Raw genomic sequence first — 25,263 nt, 5'->3', positions numbered from 1 at the left:
CGGTCAGACCGCGGCGAGCAGCACCGCCGGGTCCTGCACGCAGTCGGCCACGAACCGCAGGAAGCCGCCCGCCGTGCCGCCGTCGCACACCCGGTGGTCGAAGGTGAAGGACAGCTGCACCACCTGCCGCACCGCCAGCTCCCCCTGGTGCACCCACGGCTTGGCCGCGATCCGGCCGACCCCGAGCATGCCCGCCTCGGGGTGGTTGAGGATCGGCGTGGAGCCGTCCACGCCGAACACGCCGTAGTTGTTGAGGGTGAAGGTCCCGCCGGTCAGCTCGGCCGGCGTCAGCGCGCCGGTCCTGGCGGCTTCGGTCAGCCGGGCGATCTCCGCGGCCAGTTCGGCCGTGGTCCTGGCCTGCGCGTCCCGCACCACCGGCACCACCAGCCCGCGGTCGGTCTGCGCGGCGAACCCCAGGTGCACCGCGGGCAGCCGGACGATCTCGCCGCGCGCGGTGTCGACCGACGCGTTCAGCTCCGGGTGGCGGGCCAGCGCGGCGGTCACGATCCGGGCCAGGAGCGCCAGGACCGAGATCCGGGTGCCGGCCTCGCCCGCGGCCGCGTTCATGGCCGCGCGGGCGGCGAGCAGCGCGGTGGCGTCGGCGTCGACCCAGCAGGTGGCGTCGGGGATCTCCCGCCTGCTGCGCGCCAGCTTCTCCGCGACCGCGCCCCGTATCCCGCGCAGCGGGACCCGCACCTCGCCGTCGACGGCCGGCCGGGCCGGTGCCGCCGGAACGCTGCCGCCCTCGGTCCCGGCCCCCGCGAGGGCGCTCGCCGCGCGGTCCACATCGGCCCGCAGGATCAGCCCGTCGGGGCCACTGCCGGTCAGTGTCCGCAGGTCCAGGCCCTTCTCCCGGGCGATGCGGCGCACCAGCGGCGAGATGACCGCGACCGGTCCGCCGTCCGGGTGAGCGAGGTCCCCGCGCGGGGGCTCGGCCGTATTCGCCGCGGGCCCGGCAGCACTCGCCGCGGGCCCGGCCGCATTCGCCCCGGGCCCGGCCGTACTCGGGGCCGCCGCCGTCTCGTGTCCGACCGCCGCGCTCACCGCGCGCACCCGGGCGCGCCTGCGGCTGACCGCGGCCTGGGTGCCGTAGCCGACCAGGACGTTCCCCGAACCCTCGTCCTCGGCGGCGGTGTCCTTCCCGGACGGCTGCTCCGCGGACGGGTCCGCGCCGACCGCCACCGTCACCAGGGGCCGCCCGACCGCCAAGGTGTCGCCCTGCGCGCCGTACCGCGCGGTGACCACCCCGCCGTAGGGGCAGGGCACCTCCACCACGGCCTTCGCGGTCTCCACCTCGACCACCGGCTGGTCCACCGCGACGACCTCGCCGACCTCCACCAGCCACCGCACGATCTCCGCCTCGGTGAGCCCCTCACCGAGGTCGGGCAGGGTGAACTCCTTGACGGCGGCCATCACCCCTCCTCCCACTGGAGGCGGCCGACCGCGTCCAGAATCCGGTCCACACCGGGCAGGTGGTGCCGCTCCAGCATCGGCGGCGGGTAGGGGATGTCGAAGCCCGCCACCCGCAGCACCGGCGCCTGGAGGTGGTGGAAGCACCGCTCGGTGATCCGCGCCGCGATCTCCGCGCCCGCGCCGCCGAACCCGGACGACTCGTGCACCACCACCGCCCGCCCGGTGCCGCGCACCACCTCCGCGACCGTCTCCTCGTCGAAGGGCACCAGGCTGCGCAGGTCCACCACGCCCAGGTCCCAGCCCTCCTCCTTCGCCACCTCGGCGGCCTCCAGGCACACCGGCAGCGACGGGCCGTACGTGATCAGGGTGGCGCCGCGGCCGGCGCGCCGCACCACCGCCCGCCCGATCGGCGGCACCGGGGCCGGCGCCTGCGGCGACCAGTCGGCCTTCGACCAGTACAGCCGCTTGGGCTCCAGGAACACCACCGGGTCGTCGGAGGCGATGGCCGCCCGCAGCAGCCCGTAGGCGTCCTCGACGGTCGCGGGCGTCACCACGTGCAGCCCGGGGGTGTGCAGGTAGTACGCCTCGGAGGAGTCGCTGTGGTGCTCGACGCCGCCGATGCCCCCGCCGTAGGGGATGCGGATCGTGATCGGCAGCGGCAGCGCGCCCCGGGTGCGGTTGCGCATCCGGGCCACATGGCTCACCAACTGCTCGAACGACGGGTAGGCGAAGGCGTCGAACTGCATCTCGACCACCGGCCGCAGCCCGTACATCGCCATGCCCACCGCGGCGCCGAGGATGCCCGCCTCGGCGAGCGGGGTGTCGGTGCAGCGGTCGTCGCCGAAGTCGCGGGCCAGGCCGTCGGTGATCCGGAAGACGCCGCCGAGGGTGCCGACGTCCTCACCCATCACATGGACCGCCGGGTCGGCGGCGAGCGCGTCCCGCAGCGCCTGGTTGAGCGCCTGCGCCATGGTGGCGGGCTTGGCCGCGGGGGCGGCGGACGCGGCGGGAGCGTCCGGTGCCGCGGCGGGGGCGGCCGCCTGGGAGGCAGGGCTCATGACCGCTGCTCCGCTTCCAGTTCGGCCCGCAGCATGGCCTGCTGCTCGCGCAGCTGCGGGGTGGGTTCGGCGTAGACGTGGGCGAACAGGTCCGCCGGGTCCAGCCGGGGGTCGTCGTGCATGCGGGCGCGCAGGTCGGCGGCGAGCGCCTCCGCGTCGTCGGCGGCGCGCTGCCGCAGGGCGTCGTCGAGCAGGCCGCGGCCGGTCAGCTCGCGCTCCAGCAGGGTGACCGGGTCGTGCGCGCGCCAGGCGGCGACCTCGTCCTCATCGCGGTAGCGCGTCGCGTCGTCGGCGTTGGTGTGCGCGTCGATCCGGTAGGTGACCGCCTCGACCAGGGTGGGGCCGCGGCCGGCGCGTGCCCGCGCCACCGCCTCGGTGAGTACCTGGTGGACGGCAGCCGCGTCATTGCCGTCCACGAGACGGCCGGGCATGCCGTAGCCGACCGCCTTGTGGGCGAAGGTGGGAGCGGCGGTCTGCTTGGCCAGCGGCACCGAGATCGCGAAGCCGTTGTTCTGCACCAGGAAGACGACCGGGGCCTGCCAGACGGCCGCGAAGTTCAGCGCCTCGTGGAAGTCGCCCTCGCTGGTGCCGCCGTCACCGACCATCGCCAGCGCCACCACGTCGTCCCCGCTGAGCCGGGCCGCGCGCGCGAGACCCACCGCGTGCGGCAGCTGGGTGGCCAGCGGGGTGCTCAGCGGCGCCACCCGCGCCGCGCGCGGGTCGTAGCCGGTGTGCCAGTCCCCGCGCAGCAGTGTCAGCGCCTCGACGGGGTCCACCCCGCGGGCGACCACCGCGAGGGTGTCGCGGTAGCTGGGGAAGAGCCAGTCCAGCGGGCCGAGCGCGAGCGCGGCGGCGACCTCGCACGCCTCCTGGCCGGTGCTCGACGGGTAGACCGCGAGGCGGCCCTGCTTGGTCAGGGCCGTCGCCTGCCGGTTGAACCGGCGGCCGCGGACGAGCTGCCCGTACAGCCGCGTGAGCAGCTCGGGGGCGAGCCGGGCGGCCTCGGGGGTGCCGAGCAGCCGGAACGGCTCCTGGTCGGGCAGCAGCGGCCCGGCCTCGGTGCGCGGGCGCCAGGCGGGGGTGTCCAGGACGGTCATCGCGAGCACCTCCTCGTGATCGGTGACCGGTGTCGGTCGGGTCGGCGAGCGGGTCCCGCTCTCCCAACCGATTGTTCGGTCGCCGGAGGCATTTTGGCTACAGGGTGGTTCGGCCTGTGGACAAACGGTTCTGCACAGCCTGAGATGGAACCAGTACGTCCATGCTAGGCAGTCGCGGGGGGATGGCGAGAGAACGAATGGCCGACGACGCACGAGGGGTCCGCCCGCTGGACCCGATCGACCGCATGATCCTTCGGCTGCTCCAGGAGGACGGCCGGGCGTCGATACGCTCCGTGGCCGAGCGGGTGCACGTCTCGCGCGCCAACGCGTACGCCCGGATCAACCGGCTCGTCGAGGACGGGGTGATCCGGGGGTTCAGCGCCCGGATCGACCACGAGCGGGCCGGGCACGGCGCCTCCGCGTACATCACGCTCAAGATCGTCCAGAACTCGTGGCGCACGGTACGGCAGAAACTCGTCACCCTTCCGGGGGTCGTCCACATCGCACTGGTCAGCGGCGACTTCGACGTCCTGCTGCTGGTCCACACGGTCGACAACCGCAGTCTGCGCGAGCTGGTGCTCACCCGGCTCCAGGCGATCGAGGAGGTGCTCAGCAGCCGCACGCTGCTGGTCTTCGAGGAGACCGACCTCGTGGTCGGCGACTGGCCGGAGCGCGAGGGCGGTCCGAGCGGCTACCCGGTGGTCTGAGAGGCGTCCGGCGGTATGCGCAGCCCGTCGAAGGCCAGCCGCACCACCGCGTCCGCGAGCTGCTCGGCCTGCGCGGAGCCGCGGCCGTCCGGGCGGTACCACTCCACCACCGAGTTGATCATGCCGAAGAGCAGCCGGGTGGCGAGCCGGGGCTCCACGTCCGCGCGCAGGTCGCCCTCGGCGACGGCGTCCCCCAGCAGGGCTGCCACCCGCTGGTCGAACTCCCTGCGCCGCTCCATCGCCCACCGCTCGGTGCCGGTGTTGCCGCGCACCCGCAGCAGCAGGGTGACGTACGGCAGCTCCTCGACCAGCACGTCCGCGGTGCGGCGGGTGACGTACTCCAGCCGGTCCACCGCGCGGCCGGCGGTCGCGCCCGTCTCGTCGAGGATGCCGAACAGGCCCTCCAGGGCGCGGCCGACCGCCCGGTTGAGCAGTTCCTCCTTGCCGCGGACGTGGTGGTAGATCGAGGACTTGGAGATCCCCGCCGCCTGCGACAGGTGCTCCATGGAGGTGCCGTCGTAGCCGCGTTCGTTGAAGACCTCGACCGCTACGGCGAGCAGCGAGTCCGGCGTGTAGGTGTCGCGCTTGGGCATGGTCATGAGCAGACCACAGGTGGGGCCGCCGCCGCACGCCGCCTCAGCTCCGGGCTGGGCGCGTAGCGTCCGGTCGGGTACCAGGCGTGCAGGCCGTCCAGCAGGTCCCGCACGTAGGGCAGCGAGATCCGCTCGCCCCACTCCAGCGGCCCGAGCGGGTAGTTCACGCCCAGCCGCATCGCGGTGTCCACGTCGTGCGCGGAGGCCACCTCGCGGGCCACGGCGTCCAGCGCGAAGTCCACCAGCATCGCCACGGTGCGGGCGACGACCATGCCGGGCACGTCCCTGATGACGCTGACCTCCTTGCCCATGGCCTGGAACAGGCCGGTCGCCGCGGCCACGGCGTCCGCGTGCACCCCGGCGCCCGGCGCGATCGCCACCCTGGCGGCGGCCCGGTAGTCCAGCGCCAGGTCGAACTGGATAGACGGCTCGCCCGGCAGCCGCCCGTCCGCCAGCCGCAGGGTGACGCCGCCGGGCAGCACGAACCCGTCCTGCGCCCCGGGAACGGCCTCCTGCCGGCGCACCTCCACCCGCGCCTCCGCCGCGAGCGCGGCCAGCTCCGCGGCCGGGCCGAGCGAGCCGCGCAGGGTGACGTACTCCGGCGCCATGGCGGCGTCCGCGGTGTGCGGCTCGGTGGCGGCCGCCACCTCGGCCGCTGCGTGCGCCGGGCCGTACGGGAACCAGCCGCGCCCGGTCTTGCGGCCCAGCCGCCCGGACTCCACCAGCCGGCGCTGCGCCAGCGACGGCCCGAACTTCGGGTCGCGGCCGTACGCCTCCCACACCGAGCGGGTGACCGCCTCGTTGACGTCCTGGCCGATCAGGTCGGTGAGCGCGAACGCGCCCATGGCGAAGCCGCCGCTGCCGCGCAGCACCGCGTCGATGGTGGCCGGGTCCGCGGCGCGCTCCTCGTAGACGCGCAGCGCCTCGGCGTAGAAGGGGCGGGCGACGCGGTTGACGAGGAAGCCGGGGGTGTCGGTGCAGCGCACCGGGGTCTTGCCCCAGGCGGCGGCGAGGTCGAAGGCGGCGGTCACGGCGGCCGGGTCGCCCGCGGCGCCCGCCACGACCTCGACCAGCGGCAGCAGCGGCGCCGGGTTGAAGAAGTGCAGCCCGACCAGCCGGCCCGGGCGGCGCAGCCGGCCGGCCACCGCCGTCACCGACAGCGAGGAGGTGTTCGTCGCCAGCAGGCAGTCGTCCGCGACGACCTGCTCCAGTTCGGCGAAGAGCGCCTGCTTGACGGCCAGGTCCTCGACCACGGCCTCCACCACGAGCCGGGCGGGCGCCAGATCCGCGACGGTGGCCGCCGGCGCCAGCCGGGCGAGCGCGGCGGCGCGCTCCTCGGTGCCGAGCCGGCCCTTCTCCACCAGGCGGTCCAGCCGCGCGGTGACCGCCTCCACCGCGGCGGAGGCCCGGCCGGGCGCCGCGTCGTGCAGCAGGACGCGGTGCCCGGCGACCAGCGCGACCTGCGCGATCCCCTGCCCCATGGTGCCGGCGCCGACCACGGCAACGGTGCTGGTCAGATCTGGTGCGGTCACGTTCGCTCTCTCCTCGCCGGGGTCGACGACGTCGTCCGCGCGGCGCCCGCGGCGCGGACGCGGAAGTTTTCCACAGGCCGGGACGGTCCCCCTTGTCCCGACCGAACATTCGGTTAATCTAGCCCTGTCCCCACCACTCAGCCCAGCTCGACGAGGAGTTGGTCCCATGACCGCCGATCTGTCCACCGAGCTCCTGGTCGAGCGCCACCGCGGCACCCTCGACCGGGCGCTGGAGGCCGTGCGGACCCGCGCGTTCTGGTCACCGCACCCCGAGCACCCCAAGGCGTACCCCGACGCGGAGGCGGGCCGCGCCGCCTTCGAAGCGCGCCTGGGCGCCGAGTTCCCGCTCGACCAGCCGGGCACCGACGCATGGGTGGGCGAGGAGCGGTCGCCGTTCGGCATCGAGCTGGGCATCCGGTATCCCCACCCCCACCCCGACGTGCTGCTGCCGGCCATGCGCGCCGCCGTGCCCGCCTGGCGGGTGGCCGGGCCCGAGGTCCGCGCCCTGGTCTGCCTGGAGATCCTCGCGCGGATCAACGCGCGGACCCAGGAGTTCGCACACGCCGTGACGCACACCACCGGCCAGGCGTTCACCATGGCGCTCCAGGCCGGCGGCCCGCACGCGCAGGACCGCGGCGTGGAAGCGGTCGCGTACGCGTACGCGGAGCAGGTCCGCACCCCGGAGAGCGCGGAGTGGACCAAGCCGCAGGGCAAGCGGGAGCCGATCGGGCTGCGCAAGACGTTCACCGCGGTGCCCCGCGGCATCGGCCTGGTCATCGGCTGCAACACCTTCCCGACGTGGAACGGCTACCCCGGCCTGTTCGCCTCCCTCGCGACCGGGAACGCGGTGCTGGTCAAGCCGCATCCCCGGGCCGTGCTGCCGCTGGCGCTGACCGTCGAGACCGCCCGCGAGGTGCTCGCCGAGGCGGGATACCCGAAGGACCTGGTCTGCCTGGCGGTCGACCGCCCGGGCGAAGGGCTCGCCAAGACCCTCGCACTGCGCCCCGAGATCCGCATCATCGACTACACCGGCTCCACCTCCTTCGGCGACTGGCTGGAGACCCACGCCCGGCAGGCCCAGGTCCACACGGAGAAGGCCGGCGTCAACACCGTGGTGATCGACTCCACCGACGACTACCCCGGCATGCTCGCCAACCTCGCCTTCTCGCTGTCGCTGTACAGCGGCCAGATGTGCACCACCCCGCAGAACCTGCTGATCCCCCGCGACGGCATCGACACCGACCAGGGCCACCGGGGCTACGGCGAGGTGGTCACCGACCTCGCCGCCGCGGTCGACAAGCTGCTGGGCGACGACAGCCGGGCCAACGCCCTGCTCGGCGCGCTGGTCAACCCCGACGTCAAGGCCCGTCTCGACGCCGCCCCGGGCCTGGGCCGGGTGGCGCTGGCCTCCCGCGAGGTCACCCACCCCGACTTCCCGCACGCCGTGGTCCGCACCCCCGCGATCATCGCGCTGGACGGAGCCGAGCCCGAGGCCGAGTCCGCCTACCTCTCGGAGTGCTTCGGGCCGGTCTCCTTCGCCGTGGCCGTCGACTCCACCACCGCCGCACTGGAGTTGCTGCGCCGCAGCATCCGGGACCAGGGCGCCATGACCGTCGGCGGCTACACCACGTCCGAGGAGGTCGAGCGGGAGCTGGAGGAGGTCTGCTTCGAGGAGTGCGCCCAGCTGTCCTTGAACCTCACCGGCGGGGTGTACGTCAACCAGACCGCCGCGTTCTCCGACTTCCACGGCTCGGGCGGCAATCCGGCGGCGAACGCCGCACTGTGCGACGGCGCCTTCGTCGCCAACCGCTTCCGGGTGGTGGAGGTGCGCCGCCCGGCCTGAGCGGCGCCCGGCGCGGCGGCGCGTGGACCGCGGCGGGCCGGGCCGCCTCCCGGCTCAGCCGCGCCCGGGCACCAGCGGCGAGCGCGAGGTCGCCGCCCAGTGGTAGAGCGCCATGCCCACGCTGGTGGCGAGGTTGTAGCTGGAGACCTGCGCGCGCATCGGCAGGGAGACCAGCTCGTCGGCCTGGTCGCGCAGCTCGGCGGAGACGCCGTGCCGCTCGGAACCGAAGACGACGAGCGCGCCGTCGGGCAGCCCGGTGTCGCGGATGTCCGCGCCCTCCGGGTCCAGGACGTAGCGCGGCCCCGGCGGCAGCTCGGCCGGACCGGCGTGCTCGACGGCGGTCGCGTAGTGCAGCCCGGCGCCGGACCGTACGGCGTTGGGGTGCCAGGGGTCGAGGTCGCCGGTGGTGACCACCCCGGTGGCGGCGAAGCCGGCGGCGAGGCGGACCACGGCGCCGACGTTGCCGAGGTTGCGCGGCCGGTCGAGCACGACCAGCGGGGCGAGCCGGGGCAGGCGGTGCAGCGCGGCGAGGTTCGCGGCCCGATCCCGGCGGACGGCGAGCGCGGCCACCCCGGTCGGATGCACCCGGGGCACCAGGTCGCGCAGCACCTCGCCCGGCACCTCGGCGACCCGCCCGGCCAGTTCCGCGCCGAGGTCGGGCGCCAGCTCGTCGGCCAGCCGCAGCAGCCCGGGCCGGTCGGCAGTCACCGCGACCGCCACGTCGGCGCCGAAGCGCAGCGCGTGCTTGAGGGCGTGGAATCCGTCGAGCAGCACACAGCCGGGCCCCGCCGCCCGCCATGCGCGCACCGCGGCCGCGCCGCCCTCCGCCCGCGCGGCCTCGTCCTCGGTCATGCGCCCACCCTACGGGCCGGTCGGCGCCTGACCCGTACGGCCGTCAGGTGAGGGCGGACGGCGGCGGGCCGACGGCCGGCTCGGCCGGGTCCTCGACGCGCGGCCCGGGCAGCACCCCCGCGGCGGACTCCCGTACCCGGCGGCGGCTGACGGCCTGGTACTCCGCCCACAGCAGGAACCCTGTCGGCAGGAACACCGCGTCCGCTGAGATCATCGCCAGCGAGAAGAACGGCAGCCCCAGCACCACGGCGATCGAGGCGTGCTCGATCATCATCCCGACCAGCAGCACGTTCTTCACCCGGCGGTTGAAGAGGGTGAAGGGGAAGGCGACCTGGACGATCACCGTGCCGTAGGTGATCAGCATGACCACCACGGCGTGGCTCGCCATCGTGTGGGACAGCGCCGGCCAGGGCGTGAAGTCGTCCAGGTGCAGCGGGTAGTACAGCGCGGTGCCGTCCTGCCAGCGGCTGCCCTGGATCTTGTACCAGCCGGCGGTGGAGTAGATGAGGCACACCTCGGCCACGATCACGAGCATCGCGCCGTTGTGCACGACGTTGGCGACGATCTCGAGCACCGTGCGCGGCTCGCCGGGCGCGTAGCGGCGTACCGCCCACCACACCGCCTGACCGGCCCAGCAGGCCCAGAAGACCAGGTCCCAGCCGTTGCTGAGCTTGCCGCCGAGGGTGGCGCCGAGCAGCACGGCGCCGAACACCGCCCACAGCGCGATGCCGACCGGATCGACACCGGCGCGCGCGGCGACGGGGGCGGCCGCGGCTACGGGTGCGGGTGCGGGTGCGTCCGCCCCGACGGGCTCCGGCGCTTCCTCGGCCGCCGTTTCCTCCGCCGCTGCCGCCTCCGGCGCTTCCGCCTTCGCCCGGGCCGCCTCCGCCCGGCGCCGCGCGCGGCGGCTGTCGAGCGACCAGACCAACCCGCAGCGGGTGAAGGCGAGGTAGATCGCGAGGATGTGGACCACGTTGTCGCCGCCGTCGCCCATGAACACGCTGCGGTTCTGCAGCGACAGCACCCCGACCATGAACATCAGCGCGGACGTCCGCGTCCGCCACCCGAGCACCAGCGCGGCGCTGGACAGGATCGCGAAGGCGTAGCCGATCTCGAACCAGGCGCGGCTGTCACTCCACATCAGCACGCTGAACGCGTGGTTGCCGGCCAGCAGCCGCTGCGCCAGGTCGAACCCCCAGGCGCTGTGCGGGCCGTAGAGCGCGCCGCGGTGCGGGAACTCCCGCAGCAGGAACAGCAGCCAGGTCAGCGAGACGCCGATCCGCACCACCGCGCTCTGGTACGCGCCGATGGCGGTGCCGGTGACGCGGGTGAGCCCGCGCGTGACGGCGCGGTCGAGCGCGGAGCTGACGCTCGCGAAGCTGGGGGTCGCCGGGACGTGCCGCCCGGCGCGGGCCTCGGTGCGGCCGCCGGGCGTGCTCATGAGGAGGCCCCCTGCCGGGCGGTGGTGGTGGAGGTGGAAGTCGTGGTCGGGGTCGTGGTGGGAGTCGTGGAAGTCGTGGTCGTACTCGTCCCCGTGGACCCGTCGACCACCCACCAGGGGAGCGTGCGGTACTGGGTGGTCGGCCGGGAGAGTCCGGCGGCGCTCCAGGTCGGCTGCCCGACCGGGGTGGTGGCCGCACGGGCCTGGACCCGGACCACGGTGCCCCCGTTCAGTTCGGTGCCCAGCCGCCCCTGGACGATGCGCTGGAGGTAGGTGCGGCTGAGGTCGCCGCCCACGGGATTGGTGGGCTGCTCCTGGGCGTCATGGGTGTCGGTGTAGTAGCCCCAGGCGCGGCGCAGTTCGTTCTGCTGGGTGTGGCTGGGGACCGGGTCGTGCCGCATGGCGGCGATGTCCATGCCGGTCAGGTCCACCCAGCCGGTGGTCTCGGTGCCGCCGCCGGGCTTGCTCACCTCGGCGCGCGCCTGGATGTGCACGTTCTGCTGGAGCGGGTCCGGGGCGAACAGCTTCCAGTTCTGCTCGAACTCCGGGTAGATGTAGTCGTTGACGGCGGCCGCGTGCTCCTTGCTGAGCGTGTTCGAGGGCGCCACGTACAGGAACACCATCGCCAGGTGGAACAGCGCACCGACCGCGACCGCGCCCACGACCAGCGCCACCACTATCCGCCCGGGCAGCGACAACCCCGCCACACTGGGCGGCGGCCCCTCCGTTGGCCCCATCCGACTCTCCCCGCTCTCCGCTGCGCCCGGGTGCCGACCCTAGCCACCCCGGGACCCCGGCGGTGACCTTACCGAGTTATCCACAGGCGCAGGAAGATACGGACGCGCCAAGGCACGGATGCGGTAGGGGTGGCGCGCTACAGGACGTAGCCCTCGGCGCCGCTGTCGTCGACGACCGGGCGCCCGGCGGCCTCCCAGTCGAGCATGCCGCCGCTGACGTTCACCGCGTCCACGCCCTGCGCGATCAGATACTGCGCGACCTGCGCGGAGCGCCCGCCGACCCGGCAGACGACGTGGACGGTGCCGCCCTCGGGCAGCTCGGCGAGCCGGCCGACGACCTCGCCCATCGGGATGTGCAGCGCGCCCTTGGCATGGCCGGCGGCCCACTCGTCGTCCTCCCGGACGTCCAGGAGGGTCGCGTCGGCCGGCACGGCGGCGGCGTCCACCGCGGGGAGCTGGGAGTGGAACATCGGACGCGGCCTCCTGGGACACGGAACTGCACGATCAGGGACGTACGGCGGCCGCGGGCACCAAGGCGGCGCCGCGGGCTACTGGAAAGCTACCTCAGCCGCCGGCGGCGCCGTGGACCAGCTCGGCGAGCCGGGCCTCGCGCTGCGACACCTGCGTGAGCAGCTGCTCGGCGATCTCGTTGAGCAGCGCGTCCGGGTCGTCGGGGGCGAGCTTCATCATCTGCCCGATGGCGCTCTCGTCGAGTTCCGCGGCCAGCGCGGCCAGCTTCTCCTTGCGCTCGGCCAGCCACTCCAGCCGGGCGTAGAGCACCTCGGCCTCGCTGGGCAGGTCCGCGACCGGCACCGGTCCGGCGTCCCACTCGGCGGCCAGTTCGCGCAGTCCCGCCTCGTCGGCGTAGGCGTACGCCTCGTTGACGCGCGCGATGAAGCCGCTGCGGCGCTCCTTCTCGGCGTCGTCCTGCGCCAGGTCGGGGTGCGCCTTGCGGACCAGCTCGCGGTACAGCCGCTGGGCCTCCTTGCCCGGGCGCACCCGGCGCGGCGGGTTGGGGTCCTCCACCGGCCGCACCCCGTCGGCGCCCAGCAGCCCGCCGAACAGCTCCTCGACCCCGGGCATCGGCATCACCAGGGCGCGCGCCTCCCAGGCGCGCTCGATGTCGGCCCGGTCGCCGCTGTGCGCGGCGACGGCCTCCGCGATCAGCGCGTCCAGCTCGTCCAGCCGCGCGTACATCGGGCCGAGCCGCTGGTGGTGCAGCCGGGAGAAGTTCTCCACCTCGACGCGGAAGGTCTCCACCGCGATCTCGAACTCGATCAGCGCCTGCTCGGCGGCGCGCACCGCCTTCGCCAGGCGCTCCTGGCCCTCCGTGTCCACGTACGCGGCCCCCGCGGCGGCGGACCGGCCCGCGGCCGGGTCGGCGCTCGGGTCGGCTGAGGTCCCGTCGGCGGCGGCAGACGGCGCGGAGGCGGCGGACGGTCCGGGTCCGGAGGTGTTCGTCACCCGGACAGCGTAGGCCCTCTACGGTCGATCATGCCGGGAGCGCGGTCGCGCGCGGCCGCGGACTACGCACCCCGACCGGTCCCGCGGGCGGCCCGGTCCGCGGGGTGCGGGGCCGGCGCCGGGCGCCCGCCCCGGCCCGCGCGCCCGGCGGCGGTCCTACGATCCGACGGGTCGTCACCATGCCCCACACGGGCACCAATCCGGCCGATCTGCCGACCGAATCGGCCGTTTCGTGCTTGCCTTGAAAGCCGGACGACCCCTGACCCAGCTCACTCAGCGCGGAACCACAGCGCCGGACCGCAGGTGCACGACGTTGGACGAGATCATCCGGCATCCCGATGCCACCGAACCTGACCGCCACACCGACCGCCCCACCGCTCGTTCCGAAGGTGCCGCGCCCCCGGCCGGGCCCGCCGCGGCGGCCGTGCCCGTGATACGGCCCGCACCGCTGCCGCCGGTCCGCCTGCCCGCACCGCCGCTGCCCCCGCCGGCCGCGGCCCCCGCGCCGGCGACCGCGGCCCCGCCCGGTCTGGCCGCCCTGCTGCGGCTTGCCGTGCTCTGCGTGGACCCCGACGGCCGGATCTCGTACTGGAACCGCGGCGCCGAGGAGCTGTTCGGCCACCGCTGGGAGCACGTCTTCGGCCACCGCGCGGCGGGCCTGCTGAGCACCACCCGCCCGGCCGCCGGGCACACCGACAAGCGGCCCGCGGCGGCCCGCCAGGACACCCTGGAGCTGCTGGACGACGTCACCGTCTCCTCCTGGGCCGGGGCGCTGGCCGCCACCGACCGCGACGGCACCTTGAAGGACGTGCTGTGGTGGACCTACCGGCTGGTCGAGCCGGGCGGCCGCAGCCTTCTCGCCATCGCGGTGCACGCCAAGCCGCTGCGCACCGGCGGGCTGCGCCTCGCGCTCGGCGGCCGGCTGCTGCCGTACGGCGCGGAGGGGCCGCAGCGCCAGGACATCGCGGTCGCCGCGGTGCTCGCGCCGAGCGCCGACCCGGCGGCGGGGCAGGCGGCGGCCGGCCGGCTCGCCGCGGTGCTGCCGGGCGCCAGCCCGGGCCGGCTGGACCGGATCGTGCGGCAGATCGCGGCGCTCGGGCCACCGGCGCTGGAGGTCGAGGACGGCGTCCGGCTGCCCGTCGTCCCGCAGGAGCACGCCGCTCTCGCCGCGGCCGCCCGCGCGGAGAGCGCCGTACGCGCCGCCCGCAGGGAGCTGCCGCCCGGCGGCCGTACGGTCGCCGCCGCGGAGCAGGAGGGCAGCGGCGGCAACGGCGACGGCGACGCGTCCAGCGCGTCCGCGCTCACGGCGGTGCCGCCGCCCTCGCTCACGCCGTACCCCGCCCCGGCCGGGCGGAAGAGGAAGCGGAAGGCGGCGGCCGCGCCCGTACCGTCCGATCATCAGCCCGGAAACCGGCCGGACCACGACCACGCACCGGATCATGCTCCGAACCGCGCGCCGTCCCCGCCGTCGGACAACGGCTCCCCTGGCCCCGCGGTCGCCGGACGCGGCGACCGGCACGCGCCCGCCACCGTCCCCCACCCCGGCAACGCCCTCGACGAGCAGCTCGCCCTGCTGCGCGCCGCCGGCTCCTTCATCGGCTCCACCCTCGACCTGGACACCACCGCCCGCGAGCTGTGCTCCGTCACCGTGCCGCGCTTCGCGGACCTCGCCTCGGTGCTCGTCGTGGACCAGCTCTTCTCCGACACCGAGCCGCCCAAGGGCGACCGCCCGTCCGACACCGTGCTCGTCCGGCGGGTCGCCACCGCCCTGCCCGAACCGGCCGGCGTGTGGGAGGTGGCGGTGCCCGAGGGCGAGCTGGTCTCACTCCCGGCCGGGGACATGGTGCCCCGGCTCGGCGACCCGGTGCTGGTGCCCGTGGTGGACCCCGCGCTCTCCCCGGACATCGCGCTCGACTTCGGCGTGCCGGCGCTGGGGCCGCTGATGGCCGGCCACTCGCTGATCGTGGCGCCGCTGACCGCCCGCGGCACCGTGCTCGGCCGGGTCTACTTCCTGCGCGGCCCGGGCCGCCGCCCGTTCGACGTCCGGGACGCGGCGACCGCCGCCGAGGTGGTCGCGCGCGGCGCCGTGCACATCGACAACGCCCGGCTGCACCGCCAGGAGTCGCGGGCCGCGGCCACACTCCAGCGGTCGATGATGCCGACCCGGCCGCCGCGCATCCCCGGCGTCCGCATCGCGCACCACTACATGCCGGGAGACCGGCAGGCCCAGGTCGGGGGCGACTGGTTCGACGCGATCCAGCTGCCCGGCGGCCGGGTGGCGCTGATCGTCGGCGACGTGATGGGCCACGGGCTCCAGGCGGCGGCCGTGATGGGCCAGTTCCGTACCGCCGTCATCACCATGGCCGGGCTCGACCTGCCGCCGGCGCAGCTGCTGCGCCACCTCGACAACCTCGCCCACCGGCTGGGCACCGAGCACCTGGCCACCTGCGTCTACGCGATCTACGACCCGATCCACCGCACCCTCACCCTCGCCAACGCCGGCCACATCCCGCCGGTGCTGGCCGGCTCCGACGGGCGCGGCGAGCTGCTGCGCATCCCCGGCGGCGCGCCGATCGGGGTGGGCGGGGTGCCGTTCGAGACGGTGGAGGTCCCGGCGCCGGACGGCAGCTGGCTGGTGCTGTGCACCGACGGGCTGGTGGAGGTGCGCGGCCAGGGCATCGACGCGGGGCTGGCGGCGCTGTGCGCCAACGTGATCGAGCCGCAGCAGTCCCCCGAGGACGTGTGCGCGCAGATACTCGCCCAGGTGCACTCCGACGACCGGAACGACGACGTGGCGCTGCTCGTCGCCCGCTTCGAGGGGGTCGCCCCGCAGGACGTGGTGCGCTGGAGCCTGCTGATCGAGGATGCCGAGGTGGCCCGGGCCCGCGAGCTGACCCGCCGCCAGCTGTCCGAGTGGGGCCTGGAACACCTCGCGGACGTGGCGGAGTTGCTGGTCAGCGAGCTGGTCACCAATGCGATCAGGGCCGCGTCCTACGAGGTGGAGCTGCGGCTGATGCGCGTGGGCAAGCTGCTGGTGGAGGTGAGCGACGACAACCACAACCTGCCGCAGTTGCGGCGCGCGGAGGCGGACGACGTGACCGGGCGCGGGCTCGGACTGGTGTCGAACCTGTCGCGGCGCTGGGGTACCAGCCGGAAGGCGGTCGGCAAGGTGGTGTGGTTCGAGCTGCCGCTGCCCTCCTGACGGGGACCGCAAGCGAGCGGCGGGCGGACTGCGGGTCGGAGTGCGGGCGGGACTGCGGGCGCACGGGTAGCTGATATCGTTGCATTTTACAACCTTGCGCCGCCGGCACCCGGCCGCGGCCGCCCCGGCAGGAGTGTGACCGCGATGTCCGCAGCAGCGACCCCCGCCCCGCCGGCCGAGACCACCGCCTCGCTCGAGGTGATCCAGCGCGAGCTGACCGCGTTCGCCCGGCGCGCCCGCGCCACCGCCGCCCGCATGCACCCCGAACTGTCCCTGGTCGCGTACACCATCCTCGCGCACCTGGAGGAGCAGCAGGGCTGCCGGGCCACCGACCTCGCCGCGCACTACCTGCTGGACAAGTCGACGGTCAGCCGCCAGGTGGCGGCCCTGGAGCGGGACGGCTTCCTGGAGCGGCGGACCGACCCCACCGACCACCGGGTGCAGGTGCTGCACCTCGCGCCGCGCGGCGTGGCGAGCCTGGCGGCGGCCCGGGTGCGGCGGCAGGAGACGTTCAAGGAGCGGCTCGCCGGGTGGGACCCGGCCGACCTGGAGCGGTTCGCCGCCTACCTGGTGCGCCACAACGAGGACGCCGCGGTACACCCGTGACCTTCCCGGCGCGCACCGTCAGGCAGTGGCGCAGCCACCCGCCTCCTGGTCGCCGTCGAGCGCGGCCGGGTCCGGCTCGGTGCAGGGGACGTCGGGCAGGTAGATCTCGGCCCAGCGGGTGAGTTCGCCCAGCGCGGGCCGGATCGCGAGCCCCGCCTCGGTCAGTCCGTAGCTGACCCGCAGCGGCGGGCCCGGATCGACTTCGCGGACCACCAGTCCGGCGTCCGCGAGTTCGGTCAGCCGGTCGGAGAGCATGCGTTCGCTGATCCGCGGGATGGCCCGGCGGATCTCGGCGAAGTACGCGGGGCGGTGTGTGAGCACTGCCACGATCAGCCCGGTCCACCTCTTGCCGAACAACTCGAAAACCCTGGTCAGCGCGACATCCACGCCTCGACAGGGGGCACCCGGGCGCACCTGCTGTCCCCGTTCCATGGCCACAGCGTACTCCGTCACACCCCTAGCGCTGCAAAAAAGTAAGTCTCTGTGTTAAAAATAGCTACGTACGAACTTGCGGCACCGCTGACATCGGAGAACGTCATCAGCCCACCGAGCGCGGCGCCGATCCCAACCCTTATCCCTTGATGACGAAGAGGCTTCACCATGGCCACGCTGCTGCACATCGACTCGTCCGCCTTCCACGACACCTCCGTCTCCCGCGAGGTCACCGCGACCTTCCGCAAGGAGTGGGAGAGCCAGCACCCCGGCGGCACCGTGATCTACCGCGACCTGGCCGCCGCGCCGGTGCCGCACCTGACCGCGGACGGCATCATCGGCACCAACGTGCCGGCCGAGTCGCGCACCCCCGAGCAGGCCGCCGCGGTCGCCCTGCGCGAGGAGCTGGCCGACGAGCTGGAGCGCGCGGACGCGATCCTCATCGGCACCCCGATGTACAACTTCACGATCCCCTCGACCCTCAAGGCGTGGCTGGACCAGGTCATCGTGGTCGGGCGGACCGCGGGCGAGGGCGGCTCGGTCGCCGGCAAGCCCGTCACCGTCGTGACCGCGCGCGGCGGCGGCTACGGCCCCGGCACCCCGCGCGAGAGCTTCGAGTTCGCGGCGACCTACCTGGAGAAGGTGCTCACCGGGATGCTGTCGCTGGAGGTCCACTTCGTGATCCCCGAGCTGACGCTCGCCCGCGTCAACCCGGCGATGGCCTCCCTGATCGACGCCGCGGACGCCTCGAAGGCGAAGGCGCACGAGGACGCGGCGGAGAAAGCCAAGACGCTCGCCGCGCGCTTCGCCGCCTGAGGGCGACCGCCCAAGGGACCCGCACAAGGGATGCCGACAAGGCAACACCCGTAAGACAACGCGTGCCACCCACGCCAACGGGGCCGCGGCCACCCGTCGTTCGCACGACAGGCGGCCGCGGCCCCGCGGCCTGCTCGCGCCGGACGCGACCAGCGGACTACGTCAGAGGTTGACCCCGAAGTCCTGGGCGATGCCGCGCAGGCCGGAGGCGTACCCCTGGCCCACCGCGCGGAACTTCCACTCCGCGCCGTTGCGGTACAGCTCGCCGAAGACCATCGCGGTCTCGGTCGAGGCGTCCTCGGTCAGGTCGTAGCGGGCGATCTCCGCGCCGCCCGCCTGGTTGACCACGCGGATGAACGCGTTGCGGACCTGGCCGAAGCTCTGCTGCCGGGTCTCGCCCTCGTAGATCGAGACCGGGAAGACGATCTTGTCGACCTCGGCCGGCACGCCGGCCAGGTTGACCTTGATCGACTCGTCGTCGCCCTCGCCCTCACCGGTGAGGTTGTCACCGGTGTGCTCGACGGAGCCGTCCGGGCTCTTGAGGTTGTTGAAGAAGACGAAGTGCTTGTCCGACACGACCTTGCCGGAGGCGTCGAGCAGCAGCGCACTCGCGTCGAGGTCGAAGTCGCTGCCGGTGGTGGTCCTCACGTCCCACCCGAGGCCGACGGTGACCGCCGTGAGTCCGGGGGCCTCCTTCGTCAGCGAGACATTGCCGCCCTTGGAGAGGCTGACACCCATGCTGGATCTCCCTGCTCGGTTCGGCGCGGGCCACGCCGCTTGACGATTCCTTTGCCCAACGGATTCAACGCACACCACCCTGCCCGGGTTCCCGCCCGGCTGCCACCGCGACCCGCACGCAGAACAGGGCGGCATCGAAGAACGATGCCGCCCTGTCCGGGTCCTGCCTGGAAACACCGGGTGCTTCCGCTGGTGCGCGAGGGGGGAGTTGAACCCCCACGCCCTTTCGGGCACTGGAACCTGAATCCAGCGCGTCTGCCTATTCCGCCACCCGCGCATGGGTGCCGCCGTTGGGCTTCTCACCTGGACTTCGACCGGTAGGTCTTGCTGGTGGGAACCCCGTCCGACATGCAGAAGATTAGCACGCCGCAAGCCGTGCGTTCACATCCGTTTCCCGCGGTGCCCGGCGGGCGGCACGCGGGGGCGTGGCGGTGCGGGACACTGGGGACACTGGTGGGGACGGCCCGCACCCGGGGCCGGTCCGGAGCCGCGCACAGCGGCCCCAACTACCATCGCTGTGGGTGGGAGGAGCGCAGGCGCGGCGCGGTGTGAGGGTGGACACTGCCCACCCGGTCAAGATCGGGGAACCACGGGTTTTTCCCACGCGTGGATACGATCAGTAAGCAGTATCGGAATCGAGCCGACGGACGATCCGGAGGAGGGAGGTGCCCGGTGGGTGTGCTGAAGCGTTTCGAACAGCGGCTTGAGGGCATGGTGAACGGCACCTTCGCCAAGGTCTTCAAGAGCGAGGTGCAGCCCGTGGAGATCGCGGGTGCGCTACAGCGTGAGTGCGACAACAACGCGACGATCTGGAACCGCGACCGCACCGTGGTGCCGAACGACTTCATCGTCGAGCTGAGCGCTCCCGACTACGAGCGGCTGAGCCCGTACGCGGTCCAACTCGGCGACGAACTGGCCGGCATGGTCAAGGACTACGCCAAGCAGCAGCGCTACACGTTCATGGGCACCATCAAGGTGCACCTGGAGCGGGCCGACGACCTGGACACCGGGCTGTACCGGGTGCGCAGCCGCACCCTGGCGTCCAGCGAGTCCCAGCACCCGCAGTCGCACCAGCCCCAGCGCCCGCCCGCGCCGCACGCCCCGCACGGCCACCAGCCGCCGCCCGCGCGCCCGCAGCAGTCCTACCAGGCGCCGGCCCCGCCGCCGTACCAGCAGCGCCCCGAGCGCCCCGCGCCCGACCGGCACGCCGCACCGCCGCGCCCGGCCGGCCTGCCCCCGATGCCGGCCGCCCCGCCGCCGGGCGGCGGCGCTCCGGTGACGCGGCTGCCCGGCACCGGCGTGCCCGCGGGCTCGCCGGCGGCGAGCGTCCGGCGCTGGGTGGAGATCAACGGCACCCGCCACCAGATCTCCCGCGGCAGCCTCGTGCTGGGCCGCTCCACCGAGGCCGACGTCCGGGTGGACGATCCGGGCGTATCGCGCAAGCACTGCGAAATCCGGGTCGGCACCCCCTCCGTCGTCCAGGACCTCGGGTCGACAAACGGCATCGTGGTGGACGGACAGCACACCCAGCGCGCTACGCTCCGCGACGGCTCCCGCATTGTCGTGGGGAGCACCACCATCGTGTACAGGCAAGCCGAAGGGTGAAGCGGGGGCAATGTCAGAGCTGACCCTGACGGTCATGCGGTTGGGTTTCCTCGCCGTGCTGTGGCTGTTCGTCATCGTCGCGGTCCAGGTCATCCGCAGCGACCTGTTCGGGACCCGGGTGACCCAGCGCGCCTCGCGCCGGGCCGACGACCGGTCCCGCCCGCCGCAGCAGCGCCAGCAGCAGGCGCCGCCGCCCCGCCAGCAGCCGCAGAACAACCGCCAGCGGCGCGGCGCCCCCACCAAACTGGTGGTCGCCGAGGGCTCGTTGGCGGGCACCACGGTGGCGCTCCAGGGCCAGACGATCACCCTGGGCCGGGCACATGACTCGACGATTGTGCTCGATGACGACTACGCGTCCAGCAGGCATGCCAGGATCTACCCGGACACCGACGGCCAGTGGATCGTCGAGGACCTGGGCTCCACCAACGGCACCTACATGGACCGCAACCGGTTGACCACGCCCACCCCGGTCCCGCTGGGCGCGCCGATCCGCATCGGCAAGACCGTCATCGAGCTGCGGAAGTAGTCGCACAATGGGGCAGCGAAGCCACGACGCGCGAGCGAGAGGGTGGGCAGCGTGCGGATGTACCCGGAACCGACGGGGGAGGTACGCATGTCGTTGAGCCTGCGTTTCGCCGCCGGTTCGCACAAGGGCATGATCCGCGAGGGGAACGAGGACTCCGGCTACGCCGGCCCCCGTCTGCTCGCGATCGCCGACGGCATGGGCGGCCAGGCCGCCGGCGAGGTCGCCTCCTCCGAGGTGATCTCCACCATCGTCACGCTCGACGACGACATCCCCGGCTCCGACATCCTCACCTCCCTCGGCACCGCGGTGCAGCGGGCCAACGACCAGCTGCTGCACATGGTCGAGGAGGACCCCCAGCTGGAGGGGATGGGCACCACGCTCACCGCCCTGCTGTGGACCGGGCAGCGGCTCGGGCTGGTGCACGTCGGCGACTCCCGCGCCTACCTGCTGCGGGACGGTGTGCTCACCCAGATCACCCAGGACCACACCTGGGTGCAGCGGCTGGTGGACGAGGGCCGGATCACCGAGGAAGAGGCCACCACGCACCCGCAGCGCTCGCTGCTGATGCGCGCGCTGGGCAGCGGCGAGCGGGTCGAGCCCGACCTGTCCATCCGCGAGGTGCGGGTCGGCGACCGCTACCTGATCTGCTCCGACGGGCTGTCCGGGGTGGTCAGCCACCAGACCATGGAGGACACCCTCGGCGGCTACCAGGCCCCGCACGAGACCGTGCAGGAGCTGATCCAGCTCGCGCTGCGCGGCGGCGGCCCGGACAACATCACCTGCATCGTCGCCGACGTGCTCGACACCGACGACGGCGACACCCAGGCCGCGCAGCTCAACGACACCCCGGTGGTGGTCGGCGCGGTCGCCGAACACCAGTCGCAGCCCCACGACCCGCGGCACCTGGACACCCCGGCCGGCCGCGCCTCGGAGCTGGGCCGCACCCCGCACCAGGCCGGGCCCACCGGCACCTTCGGGCCGCCCGGCAGCGGCGACCCGGTGCCCGGCACCCCGCCCGGCTCCTTCGGCGCCTACGACGGCGACCTCGACAAGCCCGCCCGGCGCAAGTGGCCCAAGCGCACCCTGATCAGCGTCGTGGTGCTGGCGGTCGTGGCCGGCGGGCTGTACGGGGCGTACTCCTGGACCCAGAACCAGTACTACGTGGGCGCCAAGGGCGACCACGTCGCCGTCTACCAGGGCATCAACCAGAAACTCGTGGGCCTGAGCCTGTCCAAGGTGCACCGCGACCGCTCGGACATCCCGCTGAAGTACCTGCCGTCCTACCAGCGCAAGCAGGTGCAGGACACCATCGCCACCAGCAGCCTGGGGCAGGCGGACGACAAGGCGGACGAGCTGGCCCAGCAGGCCGAGGTCTGCAAGAAAGTCGCCACCGCCACCAGCCTGGCCGACAAGGCCAAGGACGCGACGAAGAACGCCGAGAACTCGGTCGGCTCCGGCAGCGCCGAGGGGACCAAGGGCGGGAAGAAGATCACCACCACCCCGACCCCCTCCCCGAGCGCCTCCCTGACGCCGGACGAGAAGAAGCTGGCCGGCGAGTGCAGCACGGACACGGACACGGGCCAGCAGTAGTGCCGGCACCGGGAGCAGCAGGAAGGTTCGGCTCGTCATGAGCGCCAGCAACACCACGACGATCACGTCGATCGGCGCGCCCAACCGCCGCAACACCGAACTGGTCATGCTGCTCTTCGCGGTGGCGATCCCCGTCTTCGCGTACGCCGACGCCGGGCTCGCCAAGCACGGCTCCGTGCCGGCGGGCCTGGCGGAGTACGGCCTCGGCCTGGGCTGCATCGCGGGCATAGCGCACCTGCTCGTCCGCAAGTTCGCGCCCTACGCGGACCCGCTGATGCTGCCGATCGCGACCCTGCTCAACGGCCTCGGGCTGGTGCTGATCTGGCGGCTGGACCAGGAACCGTCCATCACCACCCCCCAGCTCGGCGGCGCGATGGCCCCCAAGCAGCTGATGTGGTCCGCGCTCGGGGTGGCGCTCTTCGCCCTGGTGCTGGTCTTCCTCAAGGACCACCGCATCCTCCAGCGCTACACGTACATCTCGATGATCGTGGCGCTGGCCCTGCTGATCTCGCCGATCTTCTTCCCCGCGGTCTACGGCGCCCGGATCTGGGTCACCATCCCCGGCGTCGGCTCGCTCCAGCCGGGTGAGTTCGCCAAGATCGTCATCGCGGTCTTCTTCGCCGGCTACCTGATGGTCAAGCGCGACGCCCTCGCGCTCGCCTCCCGCCGCTTCATGGGCCTGTACCTGCCGCGCGGCCGCGACCTCGGCCCGATCCTGGTGATCTGGCTGTTCAGCCTGCTGATCCTGGTCTTCGAGACCGACCTCGGCACCTCGCTGCTCTTCTTCGGCCTCTTCGTGATCATGCTCTACGTGGCCACCGAGCGGACCAGCTGGATCGTCTTCGGCCTGCTGCTCAGCGCGGGCGGCGCGGTGATGGTCGGCACCACCGAGGCGCACGTCAAGGTCCGCGTCCACGAGTGGCTGCACCCGCTCGCCCTCCAGAACGGCGGCGTCACCGAGACCGCGCAGTCCCGCTACGCCTTCGGCTCCGGCGGCCTGTTCGGCTCCGGCCTCGGCGAGGGCTACAGCCGGCTGATCGGCGGCATCGCCCCGAAGAGCGACTACATCCTCGCCACCGTCGGCGAGGAACTGGGCCTGGCCGGCGTGATGGCCATCCTGCTGCTGTACGGGCTGCTGATCGAGCGCGGCATGCGGACCGCGCTGGCAGCCCGCGACCCGTTCGGCAAGCTGCTCGCGGTCGGCCTGTCCGGCGGCTTCGCGCTCCAGGTCTTCGTGGTCGCCGGCGGCGTCACCGGGCTCATCCCGCTGACCGGTATGACCATGCCCTTCCTCGCCCAGGGCGGCTCCTCCGTGATCGCCAACTGGGCGCTGGTCGCGCTCCTGCTCAGGATCAGCGACACCGCGCGGCGCCCGGCGCCGAGCCCCGCGCCCTCCCCCGACTCCGAAGCGACCCAGGTGGTGCGCAGCCAGTGAACAAGCCCCTGCGACGGGTCGCGGTCTTCTGCGGTCTCCTCGTCCTCGCCCTGCTCGTGCGCGTGAACTACGTGCAGTACGTCCAGGCGGGCCAGCTCTCCAGCGACCCGAACAACCGGCGGGTGGCGATCAACCAGTTCGCCCAGCCGCGCGGCGACATCATCGTGGACGGCAAGGCGATCACCGGCCACACCACGACCACCGGCAGCGACTTCAAGTACAAGCAGACCTTCACCGACGGCCCGATGTGGGCGCCGGTGACCGGGTACGCCTCGCAGGCGTACAGCACCTCGATGCTGGAGGGCGTGGAGGACAAGTTCCTCACCGGCAACGACGACCGGCTCTTCTTCAACCGCACCGTCGACCTGCTCACCGGCAAGCAGAAGCAGGGCGGCAACGTGGTGACCACCCTCAACGCCAAGGCACAGGCCGCCGCGTTCAACGGGCTCGGCAAGAAGAAGGGCGCCGTGGTGGCGCTCGACCCGCGCACCGGCGCGATCCTGGCGATGGCCAGCACCCCGTCGTACGACCCGAACTCCTTCGCGGGCAACTCGCTGACCGACGAGAAGAACTGGAACGCGGTCCAGAAGAAGAGCGACAAGGACGACCCGACGCTGAACCGGGCGCTGCGCCAGACCTACCCGCCCGGCTCGACGTTCAAGCTGGTCACCGCGGCGGCGGCGCTGGAGAGCGGCAAGGTCACCGACATCGACTCCGCCACGGACTCCCCCGACCCGTACATGCTGCCGGGCACCACCACCCCGCTGCCCAACGAGGGCAACATCCCCTGCAAGAACGCCAGCATGCGCAACGCGCTGAAGTACTCGTGCAACAGCGTCTTCGGCAAGCTGGGCAACGAGGTGGGGCTGGACGGGATGGTCTCCGAGGCCGAGAAGTTCGGCTTCAACGAGGAGCAGTTCATCCCGGTCCGCGCGGACGCCAGCAACTTCGACACGAAGATGAGCGACGACCACGTCGCGCAGTCGTCGATCGGCCAGTTCGACACCACCGCCACTCCGTTGCAGATGGCGATGGTGGCCGGCGCGATCGCCAACGACGGCACGCTGATGCAGCCGTACGAGGTGGACAAGCTGGTGGCGCCGAACCTGAGCACCATCTCGCAGACCTCGCCGAAGAAGATGAGCCAGCCGCTGTCGGAGGAGAACGCGAAGAAGCTCCAGTCGATGATGGAGACCGTGGTCAACTCGGGTACCGGCAGCAACGCCAAGATCAGCGGTGTGACGGTCGGCGGCAAGACCGGTACCGCGCAGAACGGCGTCAACAACGAGGGCATCCCCTACGCCTGGTTCGTCTCCTACGCCAAGACCGACCAGGGCTCGCCCGTCGCCGTGGCGGTCGTGGTCGAGGACGCCTCCGCGAAGAGCGACGTCTCCGGTAACGGGTACGCCGCCCCGATCGCCAAGAAGGTCATGGAAGCGGTGCTCGACAAGTGAGAGACACGTCACGTCCGGATCGGGTCGCAGGCAGATACCGGTCGGATATCGGCGGGCCGCCGAGCCCGATGTGCGCGCGGAGCGCCCGGTAGCGTAGGCCCGAGCAGGCATAGGGCACAGGT

The 25,263-nt window shown here is 73.3% G+C and carries 22 protein-coding genes and 1 tRNA gene; 10 read left to right on the top strand and 13 right to left on the bottom strand.

Going from position 1 to position 25,263, the window contains the following annotated elements; genetic code table 11:
* Positions 1–3: 3 nt before the first annotated feature.
* The 3 genes from AC3ERT_RS03180 to pdhA all read right to left on the bottom strand — a co-directional run bounded on the left by AC3ERT_RS03180 (position 4) and on the right by pdhA (position 3,568).
* Positions 4–1,413 carry a dihydrolipoamide acetyltransferase family protein gene (locus AC3ERT_RS03180; protein ID WP_435172512.1) on the bottom strand — a complete coding sequence of 470 codons (1,410 nt, stop codon included), beginning with the start codon at positions 1,411–1,413 and terminating at the stop codon, positions 4–6.
* Positions 1,413–2,384: an alpha-ketoacid dehydrogenase subunit beta gene (locus AC3ERT_RS03175; protein WP_335972225.1), complete on the bottom strand. Its 972-nt coding sequence runs from the start codon at positions 2,382–2,384 to the stop codon at positions 1,413–1,415. The genes AC3ERT_RS03180 and AC3ERT_RS03175 overlap by 1 nt, the downstream gene beginning before the upstream one ends.
* Positions 2,385–2,467: 83 nt before the next feature.
* The gene (gene pdhA / locus AC3ERT_RS03170; RefSeq protein ID WP_435172510.1) at positions 2,468–3,568 is read right to left on the bottom strand and encodes a pyruvate dehydrogenase (acetyl-transferring) E1 component subunit alpha; all 1,101 of its coding nucleotides are present in this window, start codon (positions 3,566–3,568) and stop codon (positions 2,468–2,470) included.
* Positions 3,569–3,750: 182 nt separating this feature from the next.
* Here pdhA and AC3ERT_RS03165 point away from each other — a divergent pair, with 182 nt between their 5' ends.
* Positions 3,751–4,275 carry an Lrp/AsnC family transcriptional regulator gene (locus AC3ERT_RS03165; RefSeq protein WP_335971899.1) on the top strand — a complete coding sequence of 175 codons (525 nt, stop codon included), beginning with the start codon at positions 3,751–3,753 and terminating at the stop codon, positions 4,273–4,275.
* Here the strand turns inward: AC3ERT_RS03165 and AC3ERT_RS03160 are convergent.
* Entirely contained in the window at positions 4,260–4,874 is a 615-nt protein-coding gene (locus AC3ERT_RS03160) for a TetR/AcrR family transcriptional regulator (protein WP_435133766.1), read from the bottom strand. The two genes, AC3ERT_RS03165 and AC3ERT_RS03160, sit on opposite strands and share 16 nt — an antisense overlap.
* Positions 4,871–6,400: a 3-hydroxyacyl-CoA dehydrogenase gene (locus AC3ERT_RS03155; RefSeq protein WP_435172508.1), complete on the bottom strand. Its 1,530-nt coding sequence runs from the start codon at positions 6,398–6,400 to the stop codon at positions 4,871–4,873. The genes AC3ERT_RS03160 and AC3ERT_RS03155 overlap by 4 nt, the downstream gene beginning before the upstream one ends.
* Before the next feature lie 166 nt (positions 6,401–6,566).
* Between AC3ERT_RS03155 and paaN the strand changes: the two genes are divergently transcribed.
* On the top strand, positions 6,567–8,243 hold the full coding sequence (paaN, locus tag AC3ERT_RS03150; protein ID WP_435172506.1) for a phenylacetic acid degradation protein PaaN: 1,677 nt from the start codon (positions 6,567–6,569) through the stop codon (positions 8,241–8,243).
* A gap of 54 nt (positions 8,244–8,297) precedes the next feature.
* Here the strand turns inward: paaN and AC3ERT_RS03145 are convergent, their stop codons facing one another.
* The 5 genes from AC3ERT_RS03145 to AC3ERT_RS03125 all read right to left on the bottom strand — a co-directional run bounded on the left by AC3ERT_RS03145 (position 8,298) and on the right by AC3ERT_RS03125 (position 12,737).
* Positions 8,298–9,095: a TrmH family RNA methyltransferase gene (locus AC3ERT_RS03145; protein ID WP_435172504.1), complete on the bottom strand. Its 798-nt coding sequence runs from the start codon at positions 9,093–9,095 to the stop codon at positions 8,298–8,300.
* A 43-nt stretch (positions 9,096–9,138) separates the two neighbouring features.
* On the bottom strand, positions 9,139–10,536 hold the full coding sequence (locus tag AC3ERT_RS03140; protein WP_435172632.1) for an HTTM domain-containing protein: 1,398 nt from the start codon (positions 10,534–10,536) through the stop codon (positions 9,139–9,141).
* A complete protein-coding gene (locus AC3ERT_RS03135) occupies positions 10,533–11,273 on the bottom strand; it encodes a DUF5819 family protein (protein WP_435172502.1) in 741 nt (246 codons plus the stop codon). Before AC3ERT_RS03135 ends, AC3ERT_RS03140 begins: the two co-directional genes overlap by 4 nt.
* 137 nt (positions 11,274–11,410) lie before the next feature.
* Entirely contained in the window at positions 11,411–11,743 is a 333-nt protein-coding gene (locus tag AC3ERT_RS03130) for a rhodanese-like domain-containing protein (RefSeq protein ID WP_335971885.1), read from the bottom strand.
* A 94-nt stretch (positions 11,744–11,837) separates the two neighbouring features.
* Positions 11,838–12,737: a J domain-containing protein gene (locus AC3ERT_RS03125; protein WP_435172500.1), complete on the bottom strand. Its 900-nt coding sequence runs from the start codon at positions 12,735–12,737 to the stop codon at positions 11,838–11,840.
* A gap of 313 nt (positions 12,738–13,050) precedes the next feature.
* Here AC3ERT_RS03125 and AC3ERT_RS03120 point away from each other — a divergent pair, with 313 nt between their 5' ends.
* Positions 13,051–15,939, top strand: coding sequence for an ATP-binding SpoIIE family protein phosphatase (locus tag AC3ERT_RS03120; protein WP_435172499.1), 2,889 nt, complete (start codon positions 13,051–13,053; stop codon positions 15,937–15,939).
* A 144-nt stretch (positions 15,940–16,083) separates the two neighbouring features.
* On the top strand, positions 16,084–16,545 hold the full coding sequence (locus tag AC3ERT_RS03115) for a MarR family winged helix-turn-helix transcriptional regulator (RefSeq protein ID WP_335971881.1): 462 nt from the start codon (positions 16,084–16,086) through the stop codon (positions 16,543–16,545).
* Positions 16,546–16,563: 18 nt separating this feature from the next.
* Here AC3ERT_RS03115 and AC3ERT_RS03110 read toward each other — a convergent pair whose 3' ends face one another.
* Positions 16,564–16,977, bottom strand: coding sequence for a winged helix-turn-helix transcriptional regulator (locus AC3ERT_RS03110; protein ID WP_435133786.1), 414 nt, complete (start codon positions 16,975–16,977; stop codon positions 16,564–16,566).
* A gap of 168 nt (positions 16,978–17,145) precedes the next feature.
* Here AC3ERT_RS03110 and AC3ERT_RS03105 point away from each other — a divergent pair, with 168 nt between their 5' ends.
* Positions 17,146–17,793, top strand: a complete 648-nt coding sequence (locus AC3ERT_RS03105) for an FMN-dependent NADH-azoreductase (RefSeq protein ID WP_435133788.1) — start codon at positions 17,146–17,148, stop codon at positions 17,791–17,793.
* Between the two features lie 162 nt (positions 17,794–17,955).
* On the opposite strand, the gene AC3ERT_RS03100 is transcribed toward AC3ERT_RS03105, so the two are convergent.
* Positions 17,956–18,531: a TerD family protein gene (locus tag AC3ERT_RS03100; protein ID WP_335971872.1), complete on the bottom strand. Its 576-nt coding sequence runs from the start codon at positions 18,529–18,531 to the stop codon at positions 17,956–17,958.
* A gap of 190 nt (positions 18,532–18,721) precedes the next feature.
* Positions 18,722–18,808, bottom strand: a tRNA-Leu gene (locus AC3ERT_RS03095).
* 395 nt (positions 18,809–19,203) lie between these two features.
* Here AC3ERT_RS03095 and AC3ERT_RS03090 point away from each other — a divergent pair.
* The 5 genes from AC3ERT_RS03090 to AC3ERT_RS03070 are packed head-to-tail and all read left to right on the top strand — an operon-like array spanning position 19,204 to position 25,141.
* Complete coding sequence (locus AC3ERT_RS03090; protein ID WP_435137192.1) at positions 19,204–20,136, top strand: FHA domain-containing protein; 933 nt, start codon at positions 19,204–19,206, stop codon at positions 20,134–20,136.
* 10 nt (positions 20,137–20,146) lie between these two features.
* Positions 20,147–20,662 (top strand): FHA domain-containing protein FhaB/FipA, encoded by a 516-nt coding sequence (locus AC3ERT_RS03085; protein ID WP_335971866.1) that lies wholly within the window; start codon positions 20,147–20,149, stop codon positions 20,660–20,662.
* A 57-nt stretch (positions 20,663–20,719) separates the two neighbouring features.
* Positions 20,720–22,252: a Stp1/IreP family PP2C-type Ser/Thr phosphatase gene (locus tag AC3ERT_RS03080; protein ID WP_335972223.1), complete on the top strand. Its 1,533-nt coding sequence runs from the start codon at positions 20,720–20,722 to the stop codon at positions 22,250–22,252.
* A gap of 37 nt (positions 22,253–22,289) precedes the next feature.
* Positions 22,290–23,687 (top strand): FtsW/RodA/SpoVE family cell cycle protein, encoded by a 1,398-nt coding sequence (locus AC3ERT_RS03075; RefSeq protein WP_335971863.1) that lies wholly within the window; start codon positions 22,290–22,292, stop codon positions 23,685–23,687.
* On the top strand, positions 23,684–25,141 hold the full coding sequence (locus tag AC3ERT_RS03070) for a peptidoglycan D,D-transpeptidase FtsI family protein (RefSeq protein WP_435172497.1): 1,458 nt from the start codon (positions 23,684–23,686) through the stop codon (positions 25,139–25,141). Before AC3ERT_RS03075 ends, AC3ERT_RS03070 begins: the two co-directional genes overlap by 4 nt.
* Positions 25,142–25,263: the final 122 nt, after the last annotated feature.

The organism is Actinacidiphila sp. bgisy145 (assembly GCF_057708125.1).
This window is presented reverse-complemented; position numbering and strand designations above follow the sequence as displayed.

Coding starts and splice junctions, on each gene's coding strand:
- AC3ERT_RS03085 (WP_335971866.1), top strand. CDS start 20,147: ATGTCAGAGCTGACCCTGACGGTCATGCGGTTGGGTTTCCTCGCCGTG.
- AC3ERT_RS03140 (WP_435172632.1), bottom strand. CDS start 10,536: ATGAGCACGCCCGGCGGCCGCACCGAGGCCCGCGCCGGGCGGCACGTC.
- AC3ERT_RS03105 (WP_435133788.1), top strand. CDS start 17,146: ATGGCCACGCTGCTGCACATCGACTCGTCCGCCTTCCACGACACCTCC.
- AC3ERT_RS03130 (WP_335971885.1), bottom strand. CDS start 11,743: ATGTTCCACTCCCAGCTCCCCGCGGTGGACGCCGCCGCCGTGCCGGCC.
- AC3ERT_RS03075 (WP_335971863.1), top strand. CDS start 22,290: ATGAGCGCCAGCAACACCACGACGATCACGTCGATCGGCGCGCCCAAC.
- AC3ERT_RS03175 (WP_335972225.1), bottom strand. CDS start 2,384: ATGGCGCAGGCGCTCAACCAGGCGCTGCGGGACGCGCTCGCCGCCGAC.
- AC3ERT_RS03080 (WP_335972223.1), top strand. CDS start 20,720: ATGTACCCGGAACCGACGGGGGAGGTACGCATGTCGTTGAGCCTGCGT.
- AC3ERT_RS03180 (WP_435172512.1), bottom strand. CDS start 1,413: ATGGCCGCCGTCAAGGAGTTCACCCTGCCCGACCTCGGTGAGGGGCTC.
- AC3ERT_RS03165 (WP_335971899.1), top strand. CDS start 3,751: ATGGCGAGAGAACGAATGGCCGACGACGCACGAGGGGTCCGCCCGCTG.
- pdhA (WP_435172510.1), bottom strand. CDS start 3,568: ATGACCGTCCTGGACACCCCCGCCTGGCGCCCGCGCACCGAGGCCGGG.
- AC3ERT_RS03135 (WP_435172502.1), bottom strand. CDS start 11,273: ATGGGGCCAACGGAGGGGCCGCCGCCCAGTGTGGCGGGGTTGTCGCTG.
- AC3ERT_RS03110 (WP_435133786.1), bottom strand. CDS start 16,977: ATGGAACGGGGACAGCAGGTGCGCCCGGGTGCCCCCTGTCGAGGCGTG.
- AC3ERT_RS03145 (WP_435172504.1), bottom strand. CDS start 9,095: ATGACCGAGGACGAGGCCGCGCGGGCGGAGGGCGGCGCGGCCGCGGTG.
- paaN (WP_435172506.1), top strand. CDS start 6,567: ATGACCGCCGATCTGTCCACCGAGCTCCTGGTCGAGCGCCACCGCGGC.
- AC3ERT_RS03160 (WP_435133766.1), bottom strand. CDS start 4,874: ATGACCATGCCCAAGCGCGACACCTACACGCCGGACTCGCTGCTCGCC.
- AC3ERT_RS03115 (WP_335971881.1), top strand. CDS start 16,084: ATGTCCGCAGCAGCGACCCCCGCCCCGCCGGCCGAGACCACCGCCTCG.
- AC3ERT_RS03100 (WP_335971872.1), bottom strand. CDS start 18,531: ATGGGTGTCAGCCTCTCCAAGGGCGGCAATGTCTCGCTGACGAAGGAG.